The 20,439-nt window shown below is 45.3% G+C and carries 17 protein-coding genes; 12 read left to right on the top strand and 5 right to left on the bottom strand.

The window, feature by feature from the left end; translation table 11 throughout:
- Positions 1 to 236: 236 nt before the first annotated feature.
- Entirely contained in the window at positions 237 to 461 is a 225-nt protein-coding gene (locus WFO64_RS19135) for a hypothetical protein (RefSeq protein WP_337013715.1), read from the bottom strand.
- 603 nt (positions 462 to 1,064) lie between these two features.
- On the opposite strand from WFO64_RS19135, the gene WFO64_RS19130 reads away from it, so the two are divergent.
- Positions 1,065 to 1,307, top strand: a complete 243-nt coding sequence (locus tag WFO64_RS19130) for a chlorhexidine efflux transporter (protein ID WP_337013624.1) — start codon at positions 1,065 to 1,067, stop codon at positions 1,305 to 1,307.
- A 430-nt stretch (positions 1,308 to 1,737) separates the two neighbouring features.
- On the top strand, positions 1,738 to 1,941 hold the full coding sequence (locus WFO64_RS19125; protein WP_031593862.1) for an Hha/YmoA family nucleoid-associated regulatory protein: 204 nt from the start codon (positions 1,738 to 1,740) through the stop codon (positions 1,939 to 1,941).
- Positions 1,942 to 2,109: 168 nt separating this feature from the next.
- On the opposite strand, the gene WFO64_RS19120 is transcribed toward WFO64_RS19125, so the two are convergent.
- Together WFO64_RS19120 and WFO64_RS19115 are read right to left on the bottom strand one after the other, a co-directional pair.
- Positions 2,110 to 5,964, bottom strand: a complete 3,855-nt coding sequence (locus WFO64_RS19120) for a S6 family peptidase (protein WP_442956164.1) — start codon at positions 5,962 to 5,964, stop codon at positions 2,110 to 2,112.
- A gap of 693 nt (positions 5,965 to 6,657) precedes the next feature.
- Positions 6,658 to 6,906, bottom strand: a complete 249-nt coding sequence (locus WFO64_RS19115; protein WP_337013622.1) for a putative hemolysin — start codon at positions 6,904 to 6,906, stop codon at positions 6,658 to 6,660.
- A gap of 682 nt (positions 6,907 to 7,588) precedes the next feature.
- Between WFO64_RS19115 and WFO64_RS19110 the strand changes: the two genes are divergently transcribed.
- Both WFO64_RS19110 and WFO64_RS19105 read left to right on the top strand, forming a co-directional pair.
- On the top strand, positions 7,589 to 10,381 hold the full coding sequence (locus WFO64_RS19110) for an autotransporter outer membrane beta-barrel domain-containing protein (protein ID WP_337013621.1): 2,793 nt from the start codon (positions 7,589 to 7,591) through the stop codon (positions 10,379 to 10,381).
- A 127-nt stretch (positions 10,382 to 10,508) separates the two neighbouring features.
- Positions 10,509 to 10,724 (top strand): NirD/YgiW/YdeI family stress tolerance protein, encoded by a 216-nt coding sequence (locus WFO64_RS19105; protein WP_337013620.1) that lies wholly within the window; start codon positions 10,509 to 10,511, stop codon positions 10,722 to 10,724.
- A gap of 566 nt (positions 10,725 to 11,290) precedes the next feature.
- Here WFO64_RS19105 and WFO64_RS19100 read toward each other — a convergent pair.
- Both WFO64_RS19100 and WFO64_RS19095 read right to left on the bottom strand, forming a co-directional pair.
- Positions 11,291 to 11,926: a helix-turn-helix transcriptional regulator gene (locus WFO64_RS19100; protein WP_337013619.1), complete on the bottom strand. Its 636-nt coding sequence runs from the start codon at positions 11,924 to 11,926 to the stop codon at positions 11,291 to 11,293.
- 40 nt (positions 11,927 to 11,966) lie between these two features.
- Positions 11,967 to 12,557 (bottom strand): transcriptional regulator, encoded by a 591-nt coding sequence (locus tag WFO64_RS19095; RefSeq protein WP_337013618.1) that lies wholly within the window; start codon positions 12,555 to 12,557, stop codon positions 11,967 to 11,969.
- Positions 12,558 to 13,588: 1,031 nt separating this feature from the next.
- On the opposite strand from WFO64_RS19095, the gene WFO64_RS19090 reads away from it, so the two are divergent.
- The 8 genes from WFO64_RS19090 to WFO64_RS19055 form a co-directional block, all read left to right on the top strand.
- Entirely contained in the window at positions 13,589 to 13,906 is a 318-nt protein-coding gene (locus WFO64_RS19090; protein WP_337013617.1) for a hypothetical protein, read from the top strand.
- A 9-nt stretch (positions 13,907 to 13,915) separates the two neighbouring features.
- Positions 13,916 to 14,137 (top strand): hypothetical protein, encoded by a 222-nt coding sequence (locus tag WFO64_RS19085; RefSeq protein WP_337013616.1) that lies wholly within the window; start codon positions 13,916 to 13,918, stop codon positions 14,135 to 14,137.
- A 105-nt stretch (positions 14,138 to 14,242) separates the two neighbouring features.
- Positions 14,243 to 14,773, top strand: a complete 531-nt coding sequence (locus WFO64_RS19080; RefSeq protein WP_337013615.1) for a fimbrial protein — start codon at positions 14,243 to 14,245, stop codon at positions 14,771 to 14,773.
- A gap of 18 nt (positions 14,774 to 14,791) precedes the next feature.
- The gene (locus WFO64_RS19075) at positions 14,792 to 15,571 is read left to right on the top strand and encodes a fimbrial biogenesis chaperone (RefSeq protein ID WP_337013614.1); all 780 of its coding nucleotides are present in this window, start codon (positions 14,792 to 14,794) and stop codon (positions 15,569 to 15,571) included.
- Between the two features lie 26 nt (positions 15,572 to 15,597).
- Positions 15,598 to 18,183 (top strand): fimbria/pilus outer membrane usher protein, encoded by a 2,586-nt coding sequence (locus WFO64_RS19070; protein WP_337013613.1) that lies wholly within the window; start codon positions 15,598 to 15,600, stop codon positions 18,181 to 18,183.
- A gap of 12 nt (positions 18,184 to 18,195) precedes the next feature.
- Positions 18,196 to 19,257, top strand: coding sequence for a fimbrial protein (locus WFO64_RS19065; protein WP_337013612.1), 1,062 nt, complete (start codon positions 18,196 to 18,198; stop codon positions 19,255 to 19,257).
- A 56-nt stretch (positions 19,258 to 19,313) separates the two neighbouring features.
- Positions 19,314 to 19,976 (top strand): response regulator transcription factor, encoded by a 663-nt coding sequence (locus WFO64_RS19060; RefSeq protein WP_337013611.1) that lies wholly within the window; start codon positions 19,314 to 19,316, stop codon positions 19,974 to 19,976.
- Between the two features lie 33 nt (positions 19,977 to 20,009).
- Positions 20,010 to 20,439 (top strand): TolC family protein (locus tag WFO64_RS19055; RefSeq protein ID WP_337013610.1); only part of this gene is annotated, 430 nt, incomplete at its 3' end.

Genomic DNA, 20,439 nt, shown 5'->3' with positions numbered 1-20,439 from the left:
GTCCGGTACTTTATTACGCCACGCCAGTAATCAGGCCAGCGGTGGCATAGCCGAAGAGCGGCAGACCAGCTGAATCCGTTACGCCGGACCATTCTGCTCATGGCGGAGTTGTTGATTCAGCTGCTGTCGGCTGACATCAAAACGGCGATTAAACCCCACCGTGATCGGCACGTTATAAGGAATGACCGTGCGAACCCGCTTGCGAGAGAGATCAACCTGCTTTTAGCGTAAATTGCTTAACCGGCACGGGCGGCGGCTTCGAGCAAATCAGCATGGATCGGCATCGCGCTGGCAATCAGCACTCTGTTAATCTTCGCATCGTGTATCATCTCACTGAGGGAAGCGGCACGGACGGCGAAGCGTGTCGCAAACACAACGGCGCGCGCGAAGTCCGCATTTGCGCCCCATACCTGTTCAACCGAAGGATGTGACGAAAGATTCGCGACATGAACTTCGCCAATAAAGCCACACTCCAGCAGGGCAATACGTTGCGTTTACTTCAATTAATCGTCCGGCAGAAAGCTGCATCTGCCGGATAACGCTGCGTTTTATACTGATGGCATGGTATTTTGAGATCTTTACCTCAGAAGAGATCGGCAGATAAATACCGCCACAGCACAAGATTAAAAACTAAAAAACTATAAATATTAGAATATAAATCTATATCGGAATGATTTGTCATTTTAATGCTCCACTCTAATCCAGAGTTGCTATCATCATCTCGAATCGGACAGTCTGGTGCCGCTTTGCAGCGGGAAAGCTTATCTGCCTGGCAACCGTGGGCTCGGAACGCTGAGCAGAAAAAGCAATACGGGTGCTGATACGCTAAGACGAGTATCTGATAAAGCACGTTTTGTATAAGATTTGATAAATATCAAGCCTGGCCGGGTTTTTAATTGGGAGAGTCCCGTTACGTTTTCACTTTGTGACGGTGCGATGCTAAATTCTCATCGGTTCAAAACGGGGTACCTGCAGCGCTTTTTTATTTAAACGTACTGACGAGAAGGTTATCCTGAATTTTTCTGCACCTGCACAGATGACTGACTGATGAATGAGAGCCTGGTATGGAAGACTATTTATCCCCGGTGCGTACTGCCGCAGAGAGAGTACTGCACGTGGTTATTTTCGAAGTCACTGTCAATATACTGGTCTTTATTATCCGGGTAATCCCGGCTTCCGCAGCGCGTGCGCCATCGGCACTGTTAACGGTAGTATCATCAACACTGGCCAGGGGATGGAGTTATCTTTCCAACCGGATATTCGACAACGTTCAGCAACGTACAGGATTTAAAAAGACTGGAGAATGAGATGCCGCCATGCCGTTATGCTTGAAGCGGGTCTGTTATTAATACTGATACCCTTTGCAGCATAGTGATTGAAAATTACGCTGCTTGCGGCGATGGAACTGGAATGTGGGCTGGTGTTTTTTTCTGGTCTGGGCTTATCTGTTCAATCTGCTCTGGAATTACGGCAGAGCAACGCGTAAAAATAATATTTAAATAAATCATGAATACGTTAAAGTGGCAAGACTGATTTATTAACCTTCCGCTTAGCCGGGGCTGTTAAGCGTCAGATGCGATACTGCGCATCTGAGATACATTTAGTGCGTAAGGACACACGTATATCTGTTGTCAGGGGTAGCGTTATTTTCCAGGCACCGATATCACAGCGAGTCAGCTTAGATAAAGTTAAGACCGCGCATGAGCTCATTTTACAGGTTAAATTCAGCAAAACATCATGAACAAAATCTATTATCTGAATAAGTTAAGGAACTGTCCGTCAACCGATATTCTGGATATCGTGACAAGCTATATGCGGAAAAAACTCCCGTCTGACGATCTCTCTTCTTTTGAAGGTGCATACGATCATCGCAAAGCCGAGCTGATAATGAATGAGACCTACAGCGAAGTGCCTGCTGAAGTGTGGAGACTGGTATGCTAAACCGGTGAACCGGTATCTTAATCAAGAACGTAACATCATTTTTAAGGTTTAACGTTCCCGTGGGTCATGAATAAATCAGTCAGATAATATATTACTGATGAATGACACTGCTCGATAATAAACAGAGCATCACGCTGCACGGCCGTGATGCTCTGTTATTGAACGATATCAGAAACGCCAGGCAAAACCGATTTGACCGCTATAATCCGTTTTAAACTCACCGCCAAAAGTGGTGTCGACTTTCGCAATGAGTGAGAGGTCAGGCGTAATGCCCCCCTGCAGGCCCACACTGCTGCGATAACGGTTATCAGACCAGCCGTTGTATTGGCGTTTCGACTGACGGTCTGAAAGTGTGGCGGTTGAACCGTTTTTACCCGGCGAATACTGGTACTCGATGCTCGCACTCAGGTTCACGTTTGGCAATCCGCCGCCCATTCCGCGTTTCTGCGCCATAATGCCGGTAGTCGTGAAGTAAGGCGTCGCTGAGCTGAGGGCCACTTCTGCATCCGCTCCTTTCAGCGTATAACCTGACATGATGCCACCGCTAATACCGACGTATGGTGAGATGAGGAGCGTGTCGTCAGCCAGCCCGAACTGATAGCCCGAACGCAGCCCCCCAGCCAGCATCTGGCTATCCTTTTTTACGCCGTTGATATGCAGAGCAGGATCCAGCGTTATCTCCTGGTTCAGGTACAGGTAGCGGCTGGCTGCATCAACAAACCATCCAGCATCTGACAGCCAGGAGTAATAGATCCCCATCGTAGCCAGCCGATGCTTTTCATGTCCCCCACCTTTCACTTCTCCCTGAGTGTAACTGGCGCTGATACCGGCTGTTTGCATATCGCTGCGGGTGTCCCAGCCGGCATACAGCGTCTGCTGGTTAGTATTCAGCCCCAGAAAACGCCCTTTTCTCTGCTCAACGATTGCCCAGGATCCATTCCTTTCTGGCGAGGCGCGCAGGCTGTCAGTGCGGTTATGCAACTGGCTGACCGCTTCACTGAAAATGTACTGACGCGAGGCGATTAAGGCACGCGTCCGCTGGATCAGTGGCAGGTTGTCGGAAACAGAGAACCAGTCATCCGGATTGAAGGCTGGCTTTTTGGCTTCCTCTTCCTCTTTTGCTTCTGCTTGAGTTTTTGCATTCTCTGTAGCAGCCTGAGCCGCATCATCATCTACTGGGTTTGCAGCCGGTATTTCGGGTACAGGTGTCGCTTCTGGCGCTGGGGTCTGCTCTGGCTCAGGGGTCACTGCCGGTACTGGCGTCGGCTCTGGTTGCGGCGTGACTTCCGACGCTGGTTCAGGGGTTACTTCCGGCGCTGGCGTTGGTTCTGATTCAGCCGACTTATTACTTCCGAGTACCCATAAAACACGGTCGCTATCGTCTTTCACCTGATAATTTGGGGTGTAAACGCTGAATCCTCTGTAGCTGTCGGCAAAAGAGAAATAGCTGTGCGGCGTGCCGGCTGGTGCATCGACCATCACCAGATCCTGAGTCAGCGCGAACGGCTCTTCACTGCCCACTAGCAGACTCACGTCCAGCAGGTTATCGCCACCCCTGACCGAGTTTTTAACAATCAATTTGTCGCTTTCCAGCGTTGAGGGTTTAACGCCTAACATCAAATTCAGCCCGGTTGCATCCAGCGTATCGACGTTCAGCGTTTTAGCACGCCAGCTGCCTGCAGGCACCATTGAAAGCGTTGCTCCACGTTTGGACAGTAGCGAAGTGACGTTGCTGTTGCCGGTCATCGTCCAGGTAGCATTAGGATCCAGCGTCATAACACTACTGCCCGTTGATGTCACCGCCCCCTGATAGTTAACTTTACCAAGATGAAGCGAGGTGTTATTCGCAAGCTGAACATCCCCTTCCACTTCACTCGCGAGAAGCAGCGCCAGTGCATCGTTACTGCGTACCGGTTGACTACAGGAAACATCATCAGAATAGATCACAGAATAGCAACGCCAGCTCTTCTCCCCTGCAAGCTTACTATCGTTATAGCCAAACGAGAGCGTTGCCGAATCAGCAGCAATAATATTGGCTTTGACGCCAGCGTATTCTCCCACCTGGAAATGCGCACCAGTGCCAACATTGATCTGATCGGCTTTAAACAGTGACGTTTGCCAGTCGTCATCAACGATAACGCCACCCGCATGTGGAACTGGCTGCCCGGATAGGATCACAGTACCGCTGGCCACATCCAGGTTGCCATTGAGATTCATACCACCGGTCAGCGCGGTAATGGCTGTGGCGTTGCTCGGCAAAATATTAACGTTCATGACGCCATTCAGCGTATTCTCCAGCGTTTCACCCAGGAAACCGCGGAATACCTGCACGTTGAGCTGGGTCAGACGATGATTAATGGCTTCATTTACATCAGTGCCCAGGAATGTCCAGTATTTTGTCGAGGTCCTGGATGTGGGGTAATAGACATAGCTGCTGGTTTTAAGTTGAAAATATTCTGCTGGCTTGCCTGTTTTCTTATAGATATAGATAGAACCGGGTGTTCCTACTCGATTATTATTATCAAGTTTGTTAATGGTGATATCGGCTGCGGAATAACCTGTAATATTCAACGTTGCCGCACTCTGACTATGATTGACAACTCTAGCGCCACTGTCAGTATGATGTATCTTTTTAAAGCTGAGTACATTGCCATTTAAATCTAAACGACCGCCGCGATAGCCAAAGAAAATCTGGTCGGTAGTAATCTGACTTTCATCATTCAGCACCACGGTGGGCCGACCGCTTACCAGAGTGACCGAAGAGAAAGCCTGTTTATTGCCTGAGCTATCAGCTTGCTGATCGAGGATGACTGTGCCCTCTCCCACATTCAGCGAACCCAGGTTTTTGCCAATTGCATTGATATGCAGTGTTCCCTCGCCGATTTTATGCAGAGCATCGTTGGCCAGTCCATTAAGCTGCCACAGGACGTCTTTATCCGCATCAACCTCAATGCCGCCGCCCGCCCAGGTCGCATTGACGCCTTCGGCAGACGCGACAGTGTAGTCGCTGGAAAACTGAAGTTTGCCTGCACCCATATTGAGTGGTGTATTCAGCGTGATCAGTCCGCCAGCGCCGTTGAAGCGAAGATCTTTGGTGGCATCGAGTTCTTCATTGGTGGCGGTAGCGGGAGCCGCAGACGCATAGCCCGCCCCAAGACCCGCCCATGACCAGGAGGAGTCGTATTGCGATATCTCGGTATTGTCCCAGAAAATCATCCCGTTGCCTGCTGTATCAACGACGTCAGGTGAGGTATTGACGGCCTGCACCGAAGCAATGAAATCTCCCGGGATATAGCCTGCAATTGCACGTTTTTTGTAAAGGCCGCTATCCAGATCATAGCCAACATGGACAGCGACGAGTTTCCATTGCTGATTAATGTCATCCCAGGCAAATACCGGACTGCCGCTATCTCCACCATTAGCGCCAATTGAAAGAGGCGTGGTATTAGCATCATCAGGTCCCAAATTGAAATAACGCAGATAAGATTTGTAAGATATATTGCGGACGTTAGCGGCACTGATTGTACCGCCTGACTTCCAGTTATAAGCACTCGACAGACGGACACGCTCCGTCTGGTCGTCATTGATTTGCTCCTGCGTTCCGGTACCCACTCGGGTATACCAGGAATAGCGTGACTTATAATTAGCAATAAAGTCTGACTTAGTTACATAGCTATAAGGAGCAGCCTCAGTAACCACCTTGTTGAGCCGCGGTGTATGGAAATCCTCTGTGCTGAGTTCGTTACGATTGATAAGATTGTAGGTTGTAGCATATTGGGCGCCATTGCCAAATGTTACCGTTTTATAAGTCGAGTTATGTTTTACACTGACAATATACGAAGGTGAGATAAGTGTAGCGTAGCCCAGAGAGGATACGCCGCCAAAATCAGGCACGGGAAAATCAAGATAATCAAAGAGTGAGCCATCTTTTCTGTAAACAGGGGCATTCACTCGTCCTACATTATAATCCCCCAGATTCTCAGCAAAATCACGGTAATCCTGAACATCGATATTATTAAGCATAATGCCCGCATAAGATTTGCTGCAGATAAAGAAGGTACAACATAGCGCAGCGCTTCCGAAATATTTCAATAGATCACCCTCATGAGGTTGTTATTATTTAAGAAAAACTTATTAATTTATTAAATAGTATCATTATGACAACCGTTAATAGAATCGGAGTTATTTATACATATTGATTCATATCAAGAAAACGAGGCAGGATGGCGTAAAAGTCAAGATAACGCATTGTATTGCAAGGTAATAAAAAATCATTACCAAAGAGGATTGGAGATTTGTTTTTTTAATGAATATTCAAAAAAATACAAAGCAATCCCCAAAAGAGATGACAATAAAAGCGCAAAAACACATATTGATAAGAAATAACTTATTAGTTCAGATTAAAAACCCCTTTACACATCAATAATTGAACATCTCTTCAATTGATCTGATCAAATAACACTCAATGCCATTCATAATATTAACTAATTGAGTGTCTGCCGCAAAAAATGGCGAAACCAGTGCTCATATTCTTGAGCAGGGATGAAGCCAGAGCATGAGCACTGGCATTCCAGAAAAAGGACAGTTATGAAAGGACGAGGTTCTTATCAATTCTTAGACAGGGGTGAGAAATCAGCCAGGGATGATTAAAAATCATGTTTTTATTCTAATGTTTTTGATCTGAGCCTGTCAGCCGGGAGGCGATTGAGAAAATGATTATTGCGGATGATCGCGATGAAACAATGCCCACTGCTCAATCTTTTCTCCTGATGGTAACAGGCAATAGAGTGTGCTGCCGTTGGATGATGCTTCTTGCACCTGCTGTCCGCCGCGCTGAACGCACCATTCGCTCGCGGGATTACGCATTGTCAGGCGCGGTGATTCAGCATTGTGGGGTGTGCAGGCACTCATCTGCAGAGTGGCCAGCAACAGGGTAGAGATTGTTATTCTGTTTACGATTTTCATTTAACCCTCTCTCAACATTCACTTCAGGCCGGCGAGACTGCGTTTCTGATGCTCACCTGGCTACGATTCAAGACGCAATAACGTTCAGCGTCTTTATTAACTGGTTCTATAACACCCGCTTTCAGAAGGAAAAGCTAAAGCCCCCTTTTTAGTCAACTGACTTCTGAAACGCGGAGGTGTATCGAGACCTGTAATAATGATAGCACCCCGTCACTAAACTCTCTCTTAACAAGCTGTATTGCTGCTAGCAATGATATCCCCCACACACGAATGACAACAAATAACTCCCAAAAGAGAACGACAGTAATAAAAAATAACAATGTTTCACGAGTCACAGCTAACACATCATCTTAATTTTTAATAGAAATTCCGTGATGATACTTTTTACCTTTTAACTTATCGTCAGAAGATACATATTTTCACTCCCTTTGCATAATTCAATTCCACACTGCATAATCCTGCCGCCCTTAATAAAACCCTGTTATTAATGGATTAAATAAATAACACACCTAATTCGTGTCAGTCTAAGTCAGATTAAGAAGCATAGAATAGAAAACTTATTCCACTAACTTCCGAAACCCTTAGCCTTTTAATAAAAACTTAAGGAAGAGTTACAGATATGAATAACAATCCTGACTCAAAGAATCGCGTAAAAGCGATGGTGCTAGCCGGAGGAATAAGTATGTTACCCCTGGTCAGTTCTGCTGCTGTAGTCGGAAGTCTGAGAGGCGGAGATGTTACGCTGACAGATGGCACCATATTAATTGCCGATCGGTCAACTGGCGATGGTTACTATGGCATTCTGGTAACAGGCGCAACCGCCGCTGAAGTGACTGCCGGTACGGGCAGCACGGTTACGGTGAAAGATCCCGATCACTACGCTAAAGGTATTTTTATCCAGGCTGCAGAGAGTCACTTCACTGCTGATAAATTGATTATTAATGCATCAGGCATATCCGCCGTTGCTCTTGAATTGAGCGGGAAAGAGGTTTTTGCCAGTTTAGGATCGGGCAGTTCAGTCACCTCGATCGGGTCAGGTGTGGCTTACGCAGAGGGCGTGGTCGTGAGCAATCAGTCCTCATTACAGGCCAATGCACTGCAAATGACGACTCAGGGCACCAACGGTATTGCCCTGCGCGTCAGCGGTTACGGCTCGAATGTTAATTTGGGTAATGGCAGTAATATACAGACCAACGGTACGAACAGTCATGCTGTGCAGGTAGATACGCTGAGTGGTGATGCACTTAACGGCGCAGCAACGCTGAAAGCAGAAGCACTGACCATCAATACCCTCGGCAATGCCTCTCAGGGTGTCAACATTCAGGATAATGGCTCGGTTGATCTGGGCAGCAACTCAACCATTATCACCACCGGTAACATCTCTACAGGCATCTGGAGCCTTGGCGAACTGACTGCCGATCATTTGACAATCAGTACCTCTGGCACAACCTCACCCGGCATTTCAGCCAGAGAAAATAGCCTGATAAATATCGGCGCAGGTAGCGTGATATCTTCAACGCAGACGGGTGGTCTTGTTGCGATGGATAATAACGTCACGGTCAACTTTTCAGGCTCTGAAAAGGAACGCAACACCATTCAGTCCGGTGGCTATGGTGTATCAGCCCAGTCGACAGGTGCTGTCATTAACCTGGCAAACACGGATGTTGTCCTTAAAAACTCAGATAGGGTTGGCAGAGGTCTCTGGTCTCTGCAGGGGGGGGTAATTAATGGAGAAAACATCACCGTAACCGGCCCAGAGACAGCAATAGGTGTGGTTGCCTGGAATGGTGGACAGACCAACCTGACAGGAGATCTCTCTATCAATATGGCCTCCCCGGAAGGAGTAGCGATAGCCACACTATACAGCGAAGGGTTTGAGCCAGGTGTTATCGCTTCCCAAGGCAAAGCGGAGATCACCGGCAGTATTGTGTCGCTGGCCGGACTGATCGATCTTGACTTAGAGTCGGGTTCACTCTGGTCAGGTAGCGCCGCCAGCGATAAGATGAATGGCGGCCATTTAAACGTCAATCTAACCAATAGCACCTGGAACGTTAGTCAAAGCTCTAATCTCGATAACCTGATATTAAGCAACTCGCTGGTCGACCTTTCAGCTGCAACGGACGATGCAACCTACTCCACTCTGACCATCGCCAACCTCAGCGGTAGCGGTAACTTTTCCTTACGAACCCATCTGGCAGGGGATGATGAAGGTGTAAACAACAGTGGCGACAAAATTGTGGTGACGGGTAGCAGTGCAGGTGTATACGGCCTCAACATTCTCAACCGAGGCAGTGCCGTCACCACAGGCAATGAAATACTGACCGTTGTTGAAACTATCGATGGCGTCGCGTCTTTCAGGGGCAATGCCAACGTTGAATTGGGCGGCTATATCTATTCGGTCAACAAACAGGGTACTAACTGGGTGCTCTCTTCGCCAAAAGCACCCGAAATACCTTCGTCAGATGAACAGACCGTAACATCGGAAGATAATGCCACTGTCCCGCCCGCTTTCGCTGAGGATGCCGGGATACCCACGACGCCAGCAGGGCAAAATAATAGTTCAACCATCACCAGCACGGCGAATGCCAGCGCTAACTTTCTCAACATCGGCTATCTGATGAATTATGCCGAAATGCAGACCCTGATGCAGCGTATGGGGGATGTGCGCCAGGGTAAAACCGCCGGTAATGTGTGGCTGCGCGGCATGGATGGCCGCTTCAGCGGTTTTGCCAATGGTAAGCTGAGTCACTTCAGCATGACCTACACAGGCTATCAGTTTGGGGTAGATAAACGTCTGTCAGATGAGTTGCCGGTGTATCTGGGCTTGTTCATGGGAGTAACTCAGGGTTCACCTCATTATCGCGCTGGTGATGGCACCACCAAATCTGAACACGTTGGTTTCTACGCCACATGGCTGAATGACACCGGTTTCTATCTGGACGGCGTGATGAAATTTAACCGCCTGAGGAATCAGTTTGATGTCAGCGATACACAGAATAATCGCATATCCGGCAATGGCGTATCATCAGGCCTGAGTGGGTCACTCGAAGCAGGGAAAAAATTCAGCTTCTCTGAAAAACTCGCCGGGTTTTACCTGGAGCCCCAGTTGCAATTGACGGTGGGTCATCAGGATGGATCCTCTTTACAGGCCTCAAATGGTCTCAACATCAATCTCTCAGGTTATACATCATTGATGGGAAGAACCAGCATGCTGGCAGGTTATGAAGTCAATCAGAACAATTACAAACTGAATGCTTATGTCAAAACAGGCGTTTTACGCGAGTTTGACGGTGATGCCGCTTATGCTCTGAATGGCTCAGATGAACGTCTCTCGTTTAAGGGTAATGGCTGGAATAACGCTGTCGGTGTCAGTGCGCAAATCAGTAACCATACCCTTTTCGTCGAAGCCGATTGGGTAGATGGAAATCGCTTCAACCAGCGCCAGATCAACGCTGGCTACCGTTTTAGTTTCTAAAAAAACGGTAAAAGATGCGTGCTACAGGAGGAGTGAATGAAGAAAATATTATGGATAATACCGGCCTTGATCAGCTCAGGCTCGGCGTATGCCCGCCAGGAAGTCACCCGTTGCTGAGGCGAAAAGGATGCGTGATGATAACCAGGTAACGGTCACAGGGACGATCAGTGGCCGCGACGATAATGGCCACTACTGGTTAAAAGATTCGACCGGCCGTATTCGTGTTGATATAGATGACGATGACCATTATCTGATTGAGAAAGGAGTACGGATTATCGGTGAGGTCGATCGCGATGATGGATACAGTGAAATTAATGTAGATCGTGTTTTTATCCTGAAATAATCCTGAAAAAACAGAAGCCAGCATTGACGCTGGTTTTTAATTTGATCTACCTATTAGAAGCTTCACGCTACCTGGCTCAGGTGAGTATAAATGACACATAATGGTACACAGCAGTCCAGGCGATGACGGATGCAGTGAGTGGTCCTTAATACTGGCGATTCCAGATGAAGGAGAGTACCCGGTAGATCATTCCCGATTGTGTCTAGATAATTCCTGCGTTTTCTTACGAATAGTTGAGTATCAGCACAGGCTGAGAGCATTTATTACTATCTACACCTGAGTGGAACGTGTCGGGAAGATGAAGGTTGGGTGCTGCCAGGACTTAGTTACTGTACATATAGATAGGGAGTAACATAATCATCCCTGACATGATTGCTGTAACCATTTTTTAGGGAACAGACAGAGATTTATCTTTATATACGAGTTTCTTTCATGAAAACTTCATAGCACCCAGGCCATAGAAGACAACTTATGAAGGCCATCATGTATCACGTCACAGGGCAACCGATTGTCATAAATGACTATTTACTCCGCAAAATTACTATAAAAAGTGGCCGAATTGATGGTTAAGCCTTATCTGAGTCAATAATGCCTTTGTAAAGCTCAAGCAACGACAAATCATTGATGAAAGCATTAAATTCCATATCACCACTCAGCGAAAACTTTTTCATTACATTGTACTTATGAGCATAGATCGTCTTAGCTGAAAGATTGAGACGTTTAGCTGTTTGACCCACACTATACCCTTTCTTTAAAAAACTCAGCACCTGCAACTGGACTACAGTAATACGCGCAAAATCACAATGTGAGCAATCGGAAGGTAAAAAACCTTTTATGCTATCCTGACTCTCCAGCCAGAATCGGATGATTTTTTCGGAAATATCAGAGACAGAATCGCTGCGTGAGATAATAATTAAAGAACGATAGCATACAGGCAGTTGCTCCGTAATGATGTCGCTTACATCCTCAACAAACACCATTATAATGCTACCGGGCTTCCGATCCCGATAGGCAGGTTGACACATATAGAGACGCCACTGAGCAACACTAATCAGAATGATGTCCGCCTGGCGTAAGCTTTGCGTATTATAAGCTGATAAGAACTCTACAGAGGCATCAGATAACAGTGCTTCCTCAATAATTTTTGAGATGCCCAGCCGAAAGAAGTAGTTTTCATTTGTACAAACGACTTTAAAATCCATTTTTGCCTTAAGCATCTCAAAAGTTGTAATAAAAAACTAATCAGATAAATTTTCCATTAACCAGGGTCAGTTCACCTTTTTCCTTTAACTCTTTCAGTACTCTGCAAATGGAGCTTTTAGAAAGATGCGAACTATTTTCAATCAGGTAAAGTGCTGAAAATCGCTTCTTTAGGTGCGGTGGCAACTTTTCCCAACGGCCAATTAAAGAAATCACCTCATCATGAGAGTTACTTTTAGGCAGCTGAATGTAGTTCATCAGGTCAGAGTACTGGCCAGATAGAATGGACATTGCATCATTGAAAAGTTCTTTCTCAAATACCAACCGCCAGAACACATCGTAATCTATGAAGCTGACCTTTCCATAATCAATTCTTTCCAGATAGACGGGGGGTTCATCGAGTGCTGGAGTAACCCCAACAACAAAGGGAGCTGATAAGATATTCAATACCTTATTTTCGCTCTTTAATTTGAGTAAGAAATCACCATCAAGAATGAACATAACCCGGCGTACATTATCTTTCGTTAGATGATAACGACGCTTGCCGCGCGAAATCTCATCTGGATTAGCAACCTGAGTATACCCGGCTAGCGCATTGATGATCCGTTCATGATTTTCAGTCACTCTATACATAATAATTAACTCAATCTAACTAACACAGGGTTAGTGATTAGTAGAAAACTTAGTAAAAATCCGTTTGTTATAGTCTCTTTTTTTGCCTGGTGTATTGATGATCTCTGGCCCTCCCCCCCAAATATGAGCCATAGAATAGGGCGTTATTGGTTTCACTATAGTAAAACCATCACGCTAAAATTCAACACCATAAACATGCAAAAAGGAAGATTATTAAACCACTTAGTGGCATAAAAACCAGATATTTTACCGCTAAAAAGCCTATTAATCAGTAGATAAAACTAACAAGTGGAGTCTTACTGATAGTGTTATAACTTTTTTCCCAACAAAGGAATGAATCATGGCCATTTGAACATTCATGTTACCACCTCGCTAAATTAAGCACATATGAATGCAGTGGGACTTTCAATATATGTCATGATTGATAAGCGGTTAATCATAATGGAATCATTGTTAATTCCTCCGTAAAATCAGAAAAACATAAAAGCATTTGATGGCATGAATTAAACCACAGCATTCCCATAACAGACACTTAAATCGCAAAATCATCAACATATAGTTTTATATTCTATAATTTATAGAAAAATTAGACTAAAAACCATAACCACTGTTTGCTCTATTCATACCGCTTTTACCTAAGGTTGCATATGAAGAACACCCCTCCTTCCAGGGACTTCTAAATAGACTGCACTCATTAACCCCAAAGCTTTTTTATCTCAGGAATGTGCACCATTCTCATATTTTCAAAATGTGGTAAAGCTGGAATGTAAAAGAACACATCAATAGCGGCCAGAAATAAATATCCCGACACTAACAGATTCACTCCACACTCTAAATTGCGATGAATGTAAACACATTGTAAATTACCAGCATCTCCAGGCATTAGTGGCGGCCGCCGTGAATATTAATTATGGATATTTTACTATTTTAATTTTTATGGTCTCCGAATCTAATAGCGCCGTTCGCTTGAAGCGGCATTTTAAAAAATTAACACTGAACAAATTAATAATTGATTAATGTTGGAGATATAAATGAGAGAGTTAACCTCTATTGAAATGCGAAACGTTTCAGGCGCAGGTTTTTTTGATTTTATCGGTTCTGTAGTTGTAGGTTGCGTTACCGGTCTCACTGCTTTCGGTCTGAAATGGGCTATGAGCGGCGGTAGCGCCGGTGGTGTAGTGGGTGCAGGGATTATCTCTGGCGCTGCCGGTCTTATTGTTGGTGCGATTGTAGGTCTGATTGATGGTGCACTTTATGGTGCAATAAATGGCTGGGACTCCACTGTGGGTTGGTTTAATCAGATTGTTGAAAACCAGTTTGATGCCACTGCACCAGTAATTACAGCATAAGGAAATATCATGCGCGAATTGAATAACAATGAAATTCAAGAAGTTAGTGGAGGTTCATTAACTTCGGTAATTTTAAACTTCTTTAACCAGCTAGGCAAAGACTCAAGTGAAAAAACTGAGTGGGTTCGCCCTGACTCAGTACCTGCTGCAAACCCAATAAGTGGTTCTGCATTTGGCATGGGTATTGTCGGCATCGCTGCAGCCGTGGTTTTCGGCCTGCTGTTGTTTTGATTTGCCAGGATAAGAATAACTTTTCCAGGCAGGAATGAGCCATTGCCATAATGTGCAACCGCTCATAATTACTTGTCGTTAATTATTTTATACAAAGGAAAGTATATGAAAAAGATATCTATGGTTGCTATGGTTTTGCTATTAGCAGCAGCTCAGGTTAGTGCAGCTGAAGCTTCAGATGGCACAATTAACTTCACCGGCACCATTGCATCTCAGACCTGTACTGTCAGCGTTAACGGCGGAAGCAGCACAGCAACTGTAACCCTGCCAAAAGTTGCTGCAAGTCTGCTAAATGCGGCTGGCGCTGTTGCTGGCAATACCCGCTTCACTCTGGCGCTGAGCGATTGTTCTGCAAAAACCGGTGATGTCTATGCTTACTTCGAGCAGGGCGCGGGGGTAAATGCTAACGGACGTCTGACCAATACTGGTACCGCTACAGGGGTTGATCTGCAGCTGCTGGACAGCGCTAACAAAGCTATCAATGCGGGCAGCACCGAGCAGTCTACCGCTCCTGCAACCGTCGCTCTGACAGAGGGTGCGGGTAATCTGTCTTACTCTGCTCAGTACTATGCAACCGCCGCTGCAAAAGCGGGTACCGTTGCGTCAACAGTCAATTATTCAATCAATTACCTGTAATTGTTTATGGTGAGGGCAATGCCCTCACCACTCTTCCTCTTCATCATTTCTGTTAACATTATGAAAAAAAAAAGCTTAAACTGTCTCATCTCCATTCTGGTTGCGTGTGCAATGATGTCGTCTGCATTTGCCAGCGTAACTATCATTGGCACCCGGGTAATCTATTCCGCTTCAGAAAAAGAGGTTACGGTTCGGCTGGATAACCGGGGCGATCAGCCCGCACTTGTTCAGGCATGGATTGATAACGGTAATCCTAATGAAGCCGTAGATAAAATAAATGTTCCCTTCGTTATATTACCTCCGGTTTTTCGTATGGAGGCGAATAAAGGGCAAACATTACGTATAGTTTTTACTGGCGCTAATCTACCCACCGAAAAAGAGTCTATTTTCTGGCTCAATGTTCTGGATATTCCCCCTCGAGAAAAAAGTCTGGTCAATCAGAATCAGCTGCAAATGGCGATCCGCAATCGTATCAAGCTTTTTTATCGTCCGGCGCAGTTCGATCAAGCGCAAGCCAACAACGCTGCGTCAGGTCTTGTATGGCACCATGGTGCAAAGTCTATCTCTCTGTCTGCAACTAATAATTCGCCTTTTTACATTAACGTTTCACAGATTAATGCAGAAGACAACGCGGGTCGCAAATTAACCAGTGAAAAAGGAGAGATGCTCGCACCAGGCGAAACTAAAGAATTCCCGATGAAAGGCATGAGTACAAATAAAATAAAAAAGACTTTTAACTATCTGTATCTGGATGATTTTGGTGCAGCACGTAAGGTTGAAAGTAAACTAAATGAATAGTTTTTAGTAATTAACCAGGGGAAATTATGATGGCAAGGATAGTCTCTTTAAATAAACCAACTGGCAGGATTATTTATCGCGCTTTTATGTCGCTGTTTCTGACCGCAACAACCCAAACCGCGATTGCTGAAAAAACCTATGATTTTGATGAATCTTTTGTAAAAAACTTGCCAGGTGTAAAAGTTGATGTTTCCCGCTATGCAACAGGCAACCCCATTGATCCCGGCGTTTATACGCTGGATATCTTTTTAAATGGTCGCCAACTTAGTCGTGAAAATGTTCAGGTTGTACGTGAGGCAGCCGGCACTAAGGTCTGTCTTTCCTATGATCTGGTAAAAAGTCTCTCAATTAAAGATACCGTTTTCAGTTCTGAACAAGCTGAAGAGTTACGTTTGGGCAAGCAGTGTATCGCTCTCGAAGATGTGATTAAAGAGAGCCATGCCGCGATCAACTCTGCTGATATGCAGATGGATATCTCAATTCCACAAATTTATCTGCTGCGTTCAGCGCGTGGCTATGTCCCACCCGAATTCTGGGATAAAGGCGAAACGGCATTCACACTTAACTATGACACTAATTATTACCGTTCTGTTAATGACGGACGTGAATATGACTCTTTTTATGGACGAGCCCTGGCAGGTTTTAACCTTAGCGGCTGGATGTTTCGCCATGACGGCTCACTGAGCTGGCGACGCCAGCAAGGTGATGAGTCTCATCATTACAATGCTATTAACACCTATGTTCAGCGCGATATTCCACAACTAAAGTCTCGCTTGCTGTTGGGTGAAGGGAACACCAGTGGCGAACTCTTCGATACCCTTTCATTCCGCGGTGCACAGATATCCACTGTCGATCAAATGTGGCCTGATTCACAACGCGGTTACGCACCTGAAATTCGTGGTATTGCCCGTACCAGTGCCCAGGTAACTGTATCGCAAAACGGCAGTAAAATTTATGAGACGACGGTATCGCCAGGTCCCTTTAACATTGCCGATCTCTATCCTACAGGCTACGGTGGTGATCTGGATATTACTGTAAAAGAAGCTGACGGCAGTGAAACACGGTTTTCAGTGCCTTACGCAGCCATGACCAGACTGAAGCGTCCCGGTATGACGTACTACTCTATGACGGGTGGTGTATCGCGTAAAGACAATATGGTCTACACGCCTTCTGTTTATCAGGACACCATTCAGCATGGCTTTACGAATAGCCTGACCGGCTATACGGGTATCCTGGGTTCAGACAACTACATCTCAGCGTTGTTGGGGAGTGCATTTGGATTACCTATTGGCGCTATCTCTCTGGATATTACCGGTGCTCAGACAAAATATGGCGATGAGAAAAAGCAGGGTGTGAGCTATCGCGCAACCTACAGTAAAAAAGTTGCTCAGACTGACACAAATTTCACCCTCGCAGCTTACCGATTTTCATCATCAGGCTATTACAGCTATGACAACGCATTGCAAATTAATAACTACTTTAAAAAGAATAAAAATAACGGGACAAATTATCTTTCTCGGCCCAAACAACGCTTTTCACTGACTGCCAGCCAAAATTTTGGAGAGTCAAATGGGAATATATATCTTACTGGTTTCGTTCAAAATTACTGGAACAACACCGGTACAAATACCCAATTTCAGTTAGGTTATAATAATAGAATCGGTCGCGTATCCTATACATTGTCAGCAAACCGATTATTATATTCAACCGGTGGACATGATACGCAACTATCACTCGACTTCTCGATACCACTTGGCAGCGAAAGTAAAAATTATGTAAGCGGAAGTGCTATACATAATAAAGATGGTGTGACCGCGCAAACTGCAGTTAATGGCATTCTGGGTGAGAATGACCAATATAGTTATAACGTGGGTGCTGCACGTGATATTGATAATAAAAAATCAGGTTCAGTCAGTGGGCAATATCGTTCGCCTTACAGCATGCTGACAGCGTCATATACCAAGGGTGAGAACTATTATTCTACCTCGGGAGGCGCAAGCGGAACGGTTGTTGCCCTGCCCGATAGCATTAACTTTAGCGCCTATCAGTCGACAACCTATGCTGTGGTCACAGCCGCTGATGCCGAAGGTGCCCGGGTGTTTGGTTATCCAAATATAGTGTTAAACGGAAGCGGCAGAGCAGTCGTACCTAATCTTAATCCATACAGGATAAATGAGTTGGCGATCGATCCAAAAGGCATCCCACTTGATGTTGAACTGGAATCAACCCAACAACGCGTTATACCTGTTGAAGGGGCCGTGGTCAGACTGGATTATAAAACCAGTAAAGGGAAACCACTTTTAATAAGAGCCAAGCAGCCTAATGGCGATGCCTTACCTTTTGGTGCGTCAGTTAATGACGAAAATGGCAATCTTGTGACTACCGTTTCACAGGGCGGCCAGATATATGTAAGGCTGAGTAAAGATATCAGCCGCCTGCATGTTACATGGGGAAAAACAGTAAATGATAATTGTAGGGTTAACCTTGAGTCCGGTGCAGTTCACTCTAGTGAGAATCAGACACTGGCGAGACTGACGACAACATGCAGCAATGATCAAATGCAACCAGTTCGTTTCGCTTCTTACACCGAAAATAAAGATAATCAGGGTTAACGAGGTAAGATCATGCTTTTTATTTCAGTAAATAAAATAATCCGTTTCATTAGATCTGCTTTATTAATATTAAGTCTGACGCTGATGGCTACTTTCAACGTTAATGCAGTGAGTTCATCAACCGATGTGACGTTAACGTGTAAAATGACGACCAATCGAACACTGGTCGATATGAAGTCGTTAGGCATTAATATTTCAGCAGCCGTACCAGTGGGTACGGTGGTTTATAGCGGCACGGCCATCGCAAACTTTAAATGTGCGATGGATAATTTGCAGCAGTACGCAGATGGATTAATCGGCGAAGTCTATTTCAAACGTAAGGCAATTGCAGAAGATCTCTTAGGTTATGGACTAACTCTCTATACCGGCTATGGCGGTGAGATGGGGACCGAAGTGGCAAGCATTGCGACAGGTATAAAGATCAGTACCTATGCGTTAACCAGCGGCGGAACCGTGGGCACCTATACAGATGTCTCTCTGAGTGTGCCTTATCAGATCGTTCGGACATCCAATTCTATGTCACCGTCCACATCACTTAAAAGTTACGTAAACCCCTTTGATGTTGGTTCTTTAGTATCAGGGCGTGATGAAACATTTAACTTTACTAATATCAAAACAGGTATCACGGTTAAAGATCAAACCTGTTCTGTTGCGGGTGATGCCAACCTGCCTGTACCGTTAGGCAGTTACACTACCAACACGAGCAGCGGTTTAGGAGCAGGAATAGGTCAGACCAGTGCTACAACAGCGTTTAACATACAGCTGAATTGTGAGGCGCTCCTTTCAGGTAAATTTGACGTGATGATGCAACTCGATGGTGATGCATCCAGTGGGCTCTCCGATGTGGGTGTGGTAGCCCTTAATACCACCTCCACGGCCAGGGGTGTCGGCGTACAAATCCTGAATGAAAATCAGCAGCCCATTGCACTCGCCACCCCCTTTAACATTGCAACTTATCCGCTCTCATCGGCCTTAATAACGGTGCCACTCTATGCACGTTATTATCAGACAGCGGCCAAAATTGATCCCGGCACGGCCAATGCAGTAGCAACGTACACGCTTAGTTACCAGTAAACAGCAGGGCTCTGCGGGGCCCATTTTAAGATTTTATCTACAGAAAAGGATTATCTGTGAATATACCCCAGGGAAAGAGGACGCTTAGGGTTGGTCTATCTGATGAAAGCCCTTTTATTCTTTACTCCATTCGAAACATACTTATAAAAGAGGTTTCCAATCTGAACATCATTGATTATCCAGTTGAGGCTGAAAATTTACTTTCAACACTCAAGGGAGATATGCCAGATATATTGATTACAGATTTTTATTTTACCTTTGAACGTAACGATTTAAATGGGGTGAAGAAACTCGAACAGATACATAAGCAAAACACAGATTTAAAAATAATTATCTTTACCACACAAAAAAGCCAGGCTATTTTGAGGGGGATATTACAGGTACCGGTTAATGCTATCGTGCATAAACGCGATGACATTCATGATTTGGTCAAGGCATTCAACTGGGTTTGCTCATCCAATCCAGGCATATACTATTCAGAAAAGATGAAAAACTTAGCGTTCTCTGTACCAGCAGATCCGGCACAAACACTTTTATCACCCTCAGAAACAGAAGTTATCCGTCTATTCGCCATTGGATATAGCTTAATGGAGATAGCCAGAACACGCAAACGCAGTATAAGCACCGTTGCAACACAAAAATATAACGCTATGCGTAAGCTTCAACTGCAATCCAATACAGATTTAATTAAATATGTTTTTGCACAGGAACTCGTTTAATTCCCTGATACAGATTTTTAAACAGCGAAAATCATGAAATCCCATAACCTAAATATTGCATTACTTGCACTCTTCTGTGTGCCATTCTTCACATCTGCAACCAGTCTGGAGCAAGCTGCTCAAGCCGCATTAACGTATGACTCAGCATTACAATCCAGTCTGATGACCAGTGCAGCTGATAAACAGAAATACTGGCAGGGCATGGCCGGAATGCTGCCAGCATTAACACTTGAAGGAAACTGGGATCGCCAGGAACAACCTGATAAAAAATACCAAAGTGGCGTAACGAACCATAGTTATGATTTCAGTGTCAGGCAACCACTGTTTGATATGAGTAAATATGCCGGATGGCGTAAAGGTGTTGCTATTGCCAATACTGCTGAGGCGCAGGCAAAACAGGCTGAAGAAAAATTATTAAACGCCCTCAGCAACGCCTATTTTACCGTGCTTTACCAGCAGGAAG

It is taken from the genome of Pantoea sp. AS142 (assembly GCF_037152305.1).
Lineage (GTDB): Bacteria > Pseudomonadota > Gammaproteobacteria > Enterobacterales > Enterobacteriaceae > Pantoea.
The sequence above is the reverse complement of the archived record's forward strand: the minus strand, read 5'-3'. Positions and strand labels throughout refer to the sequence as shown.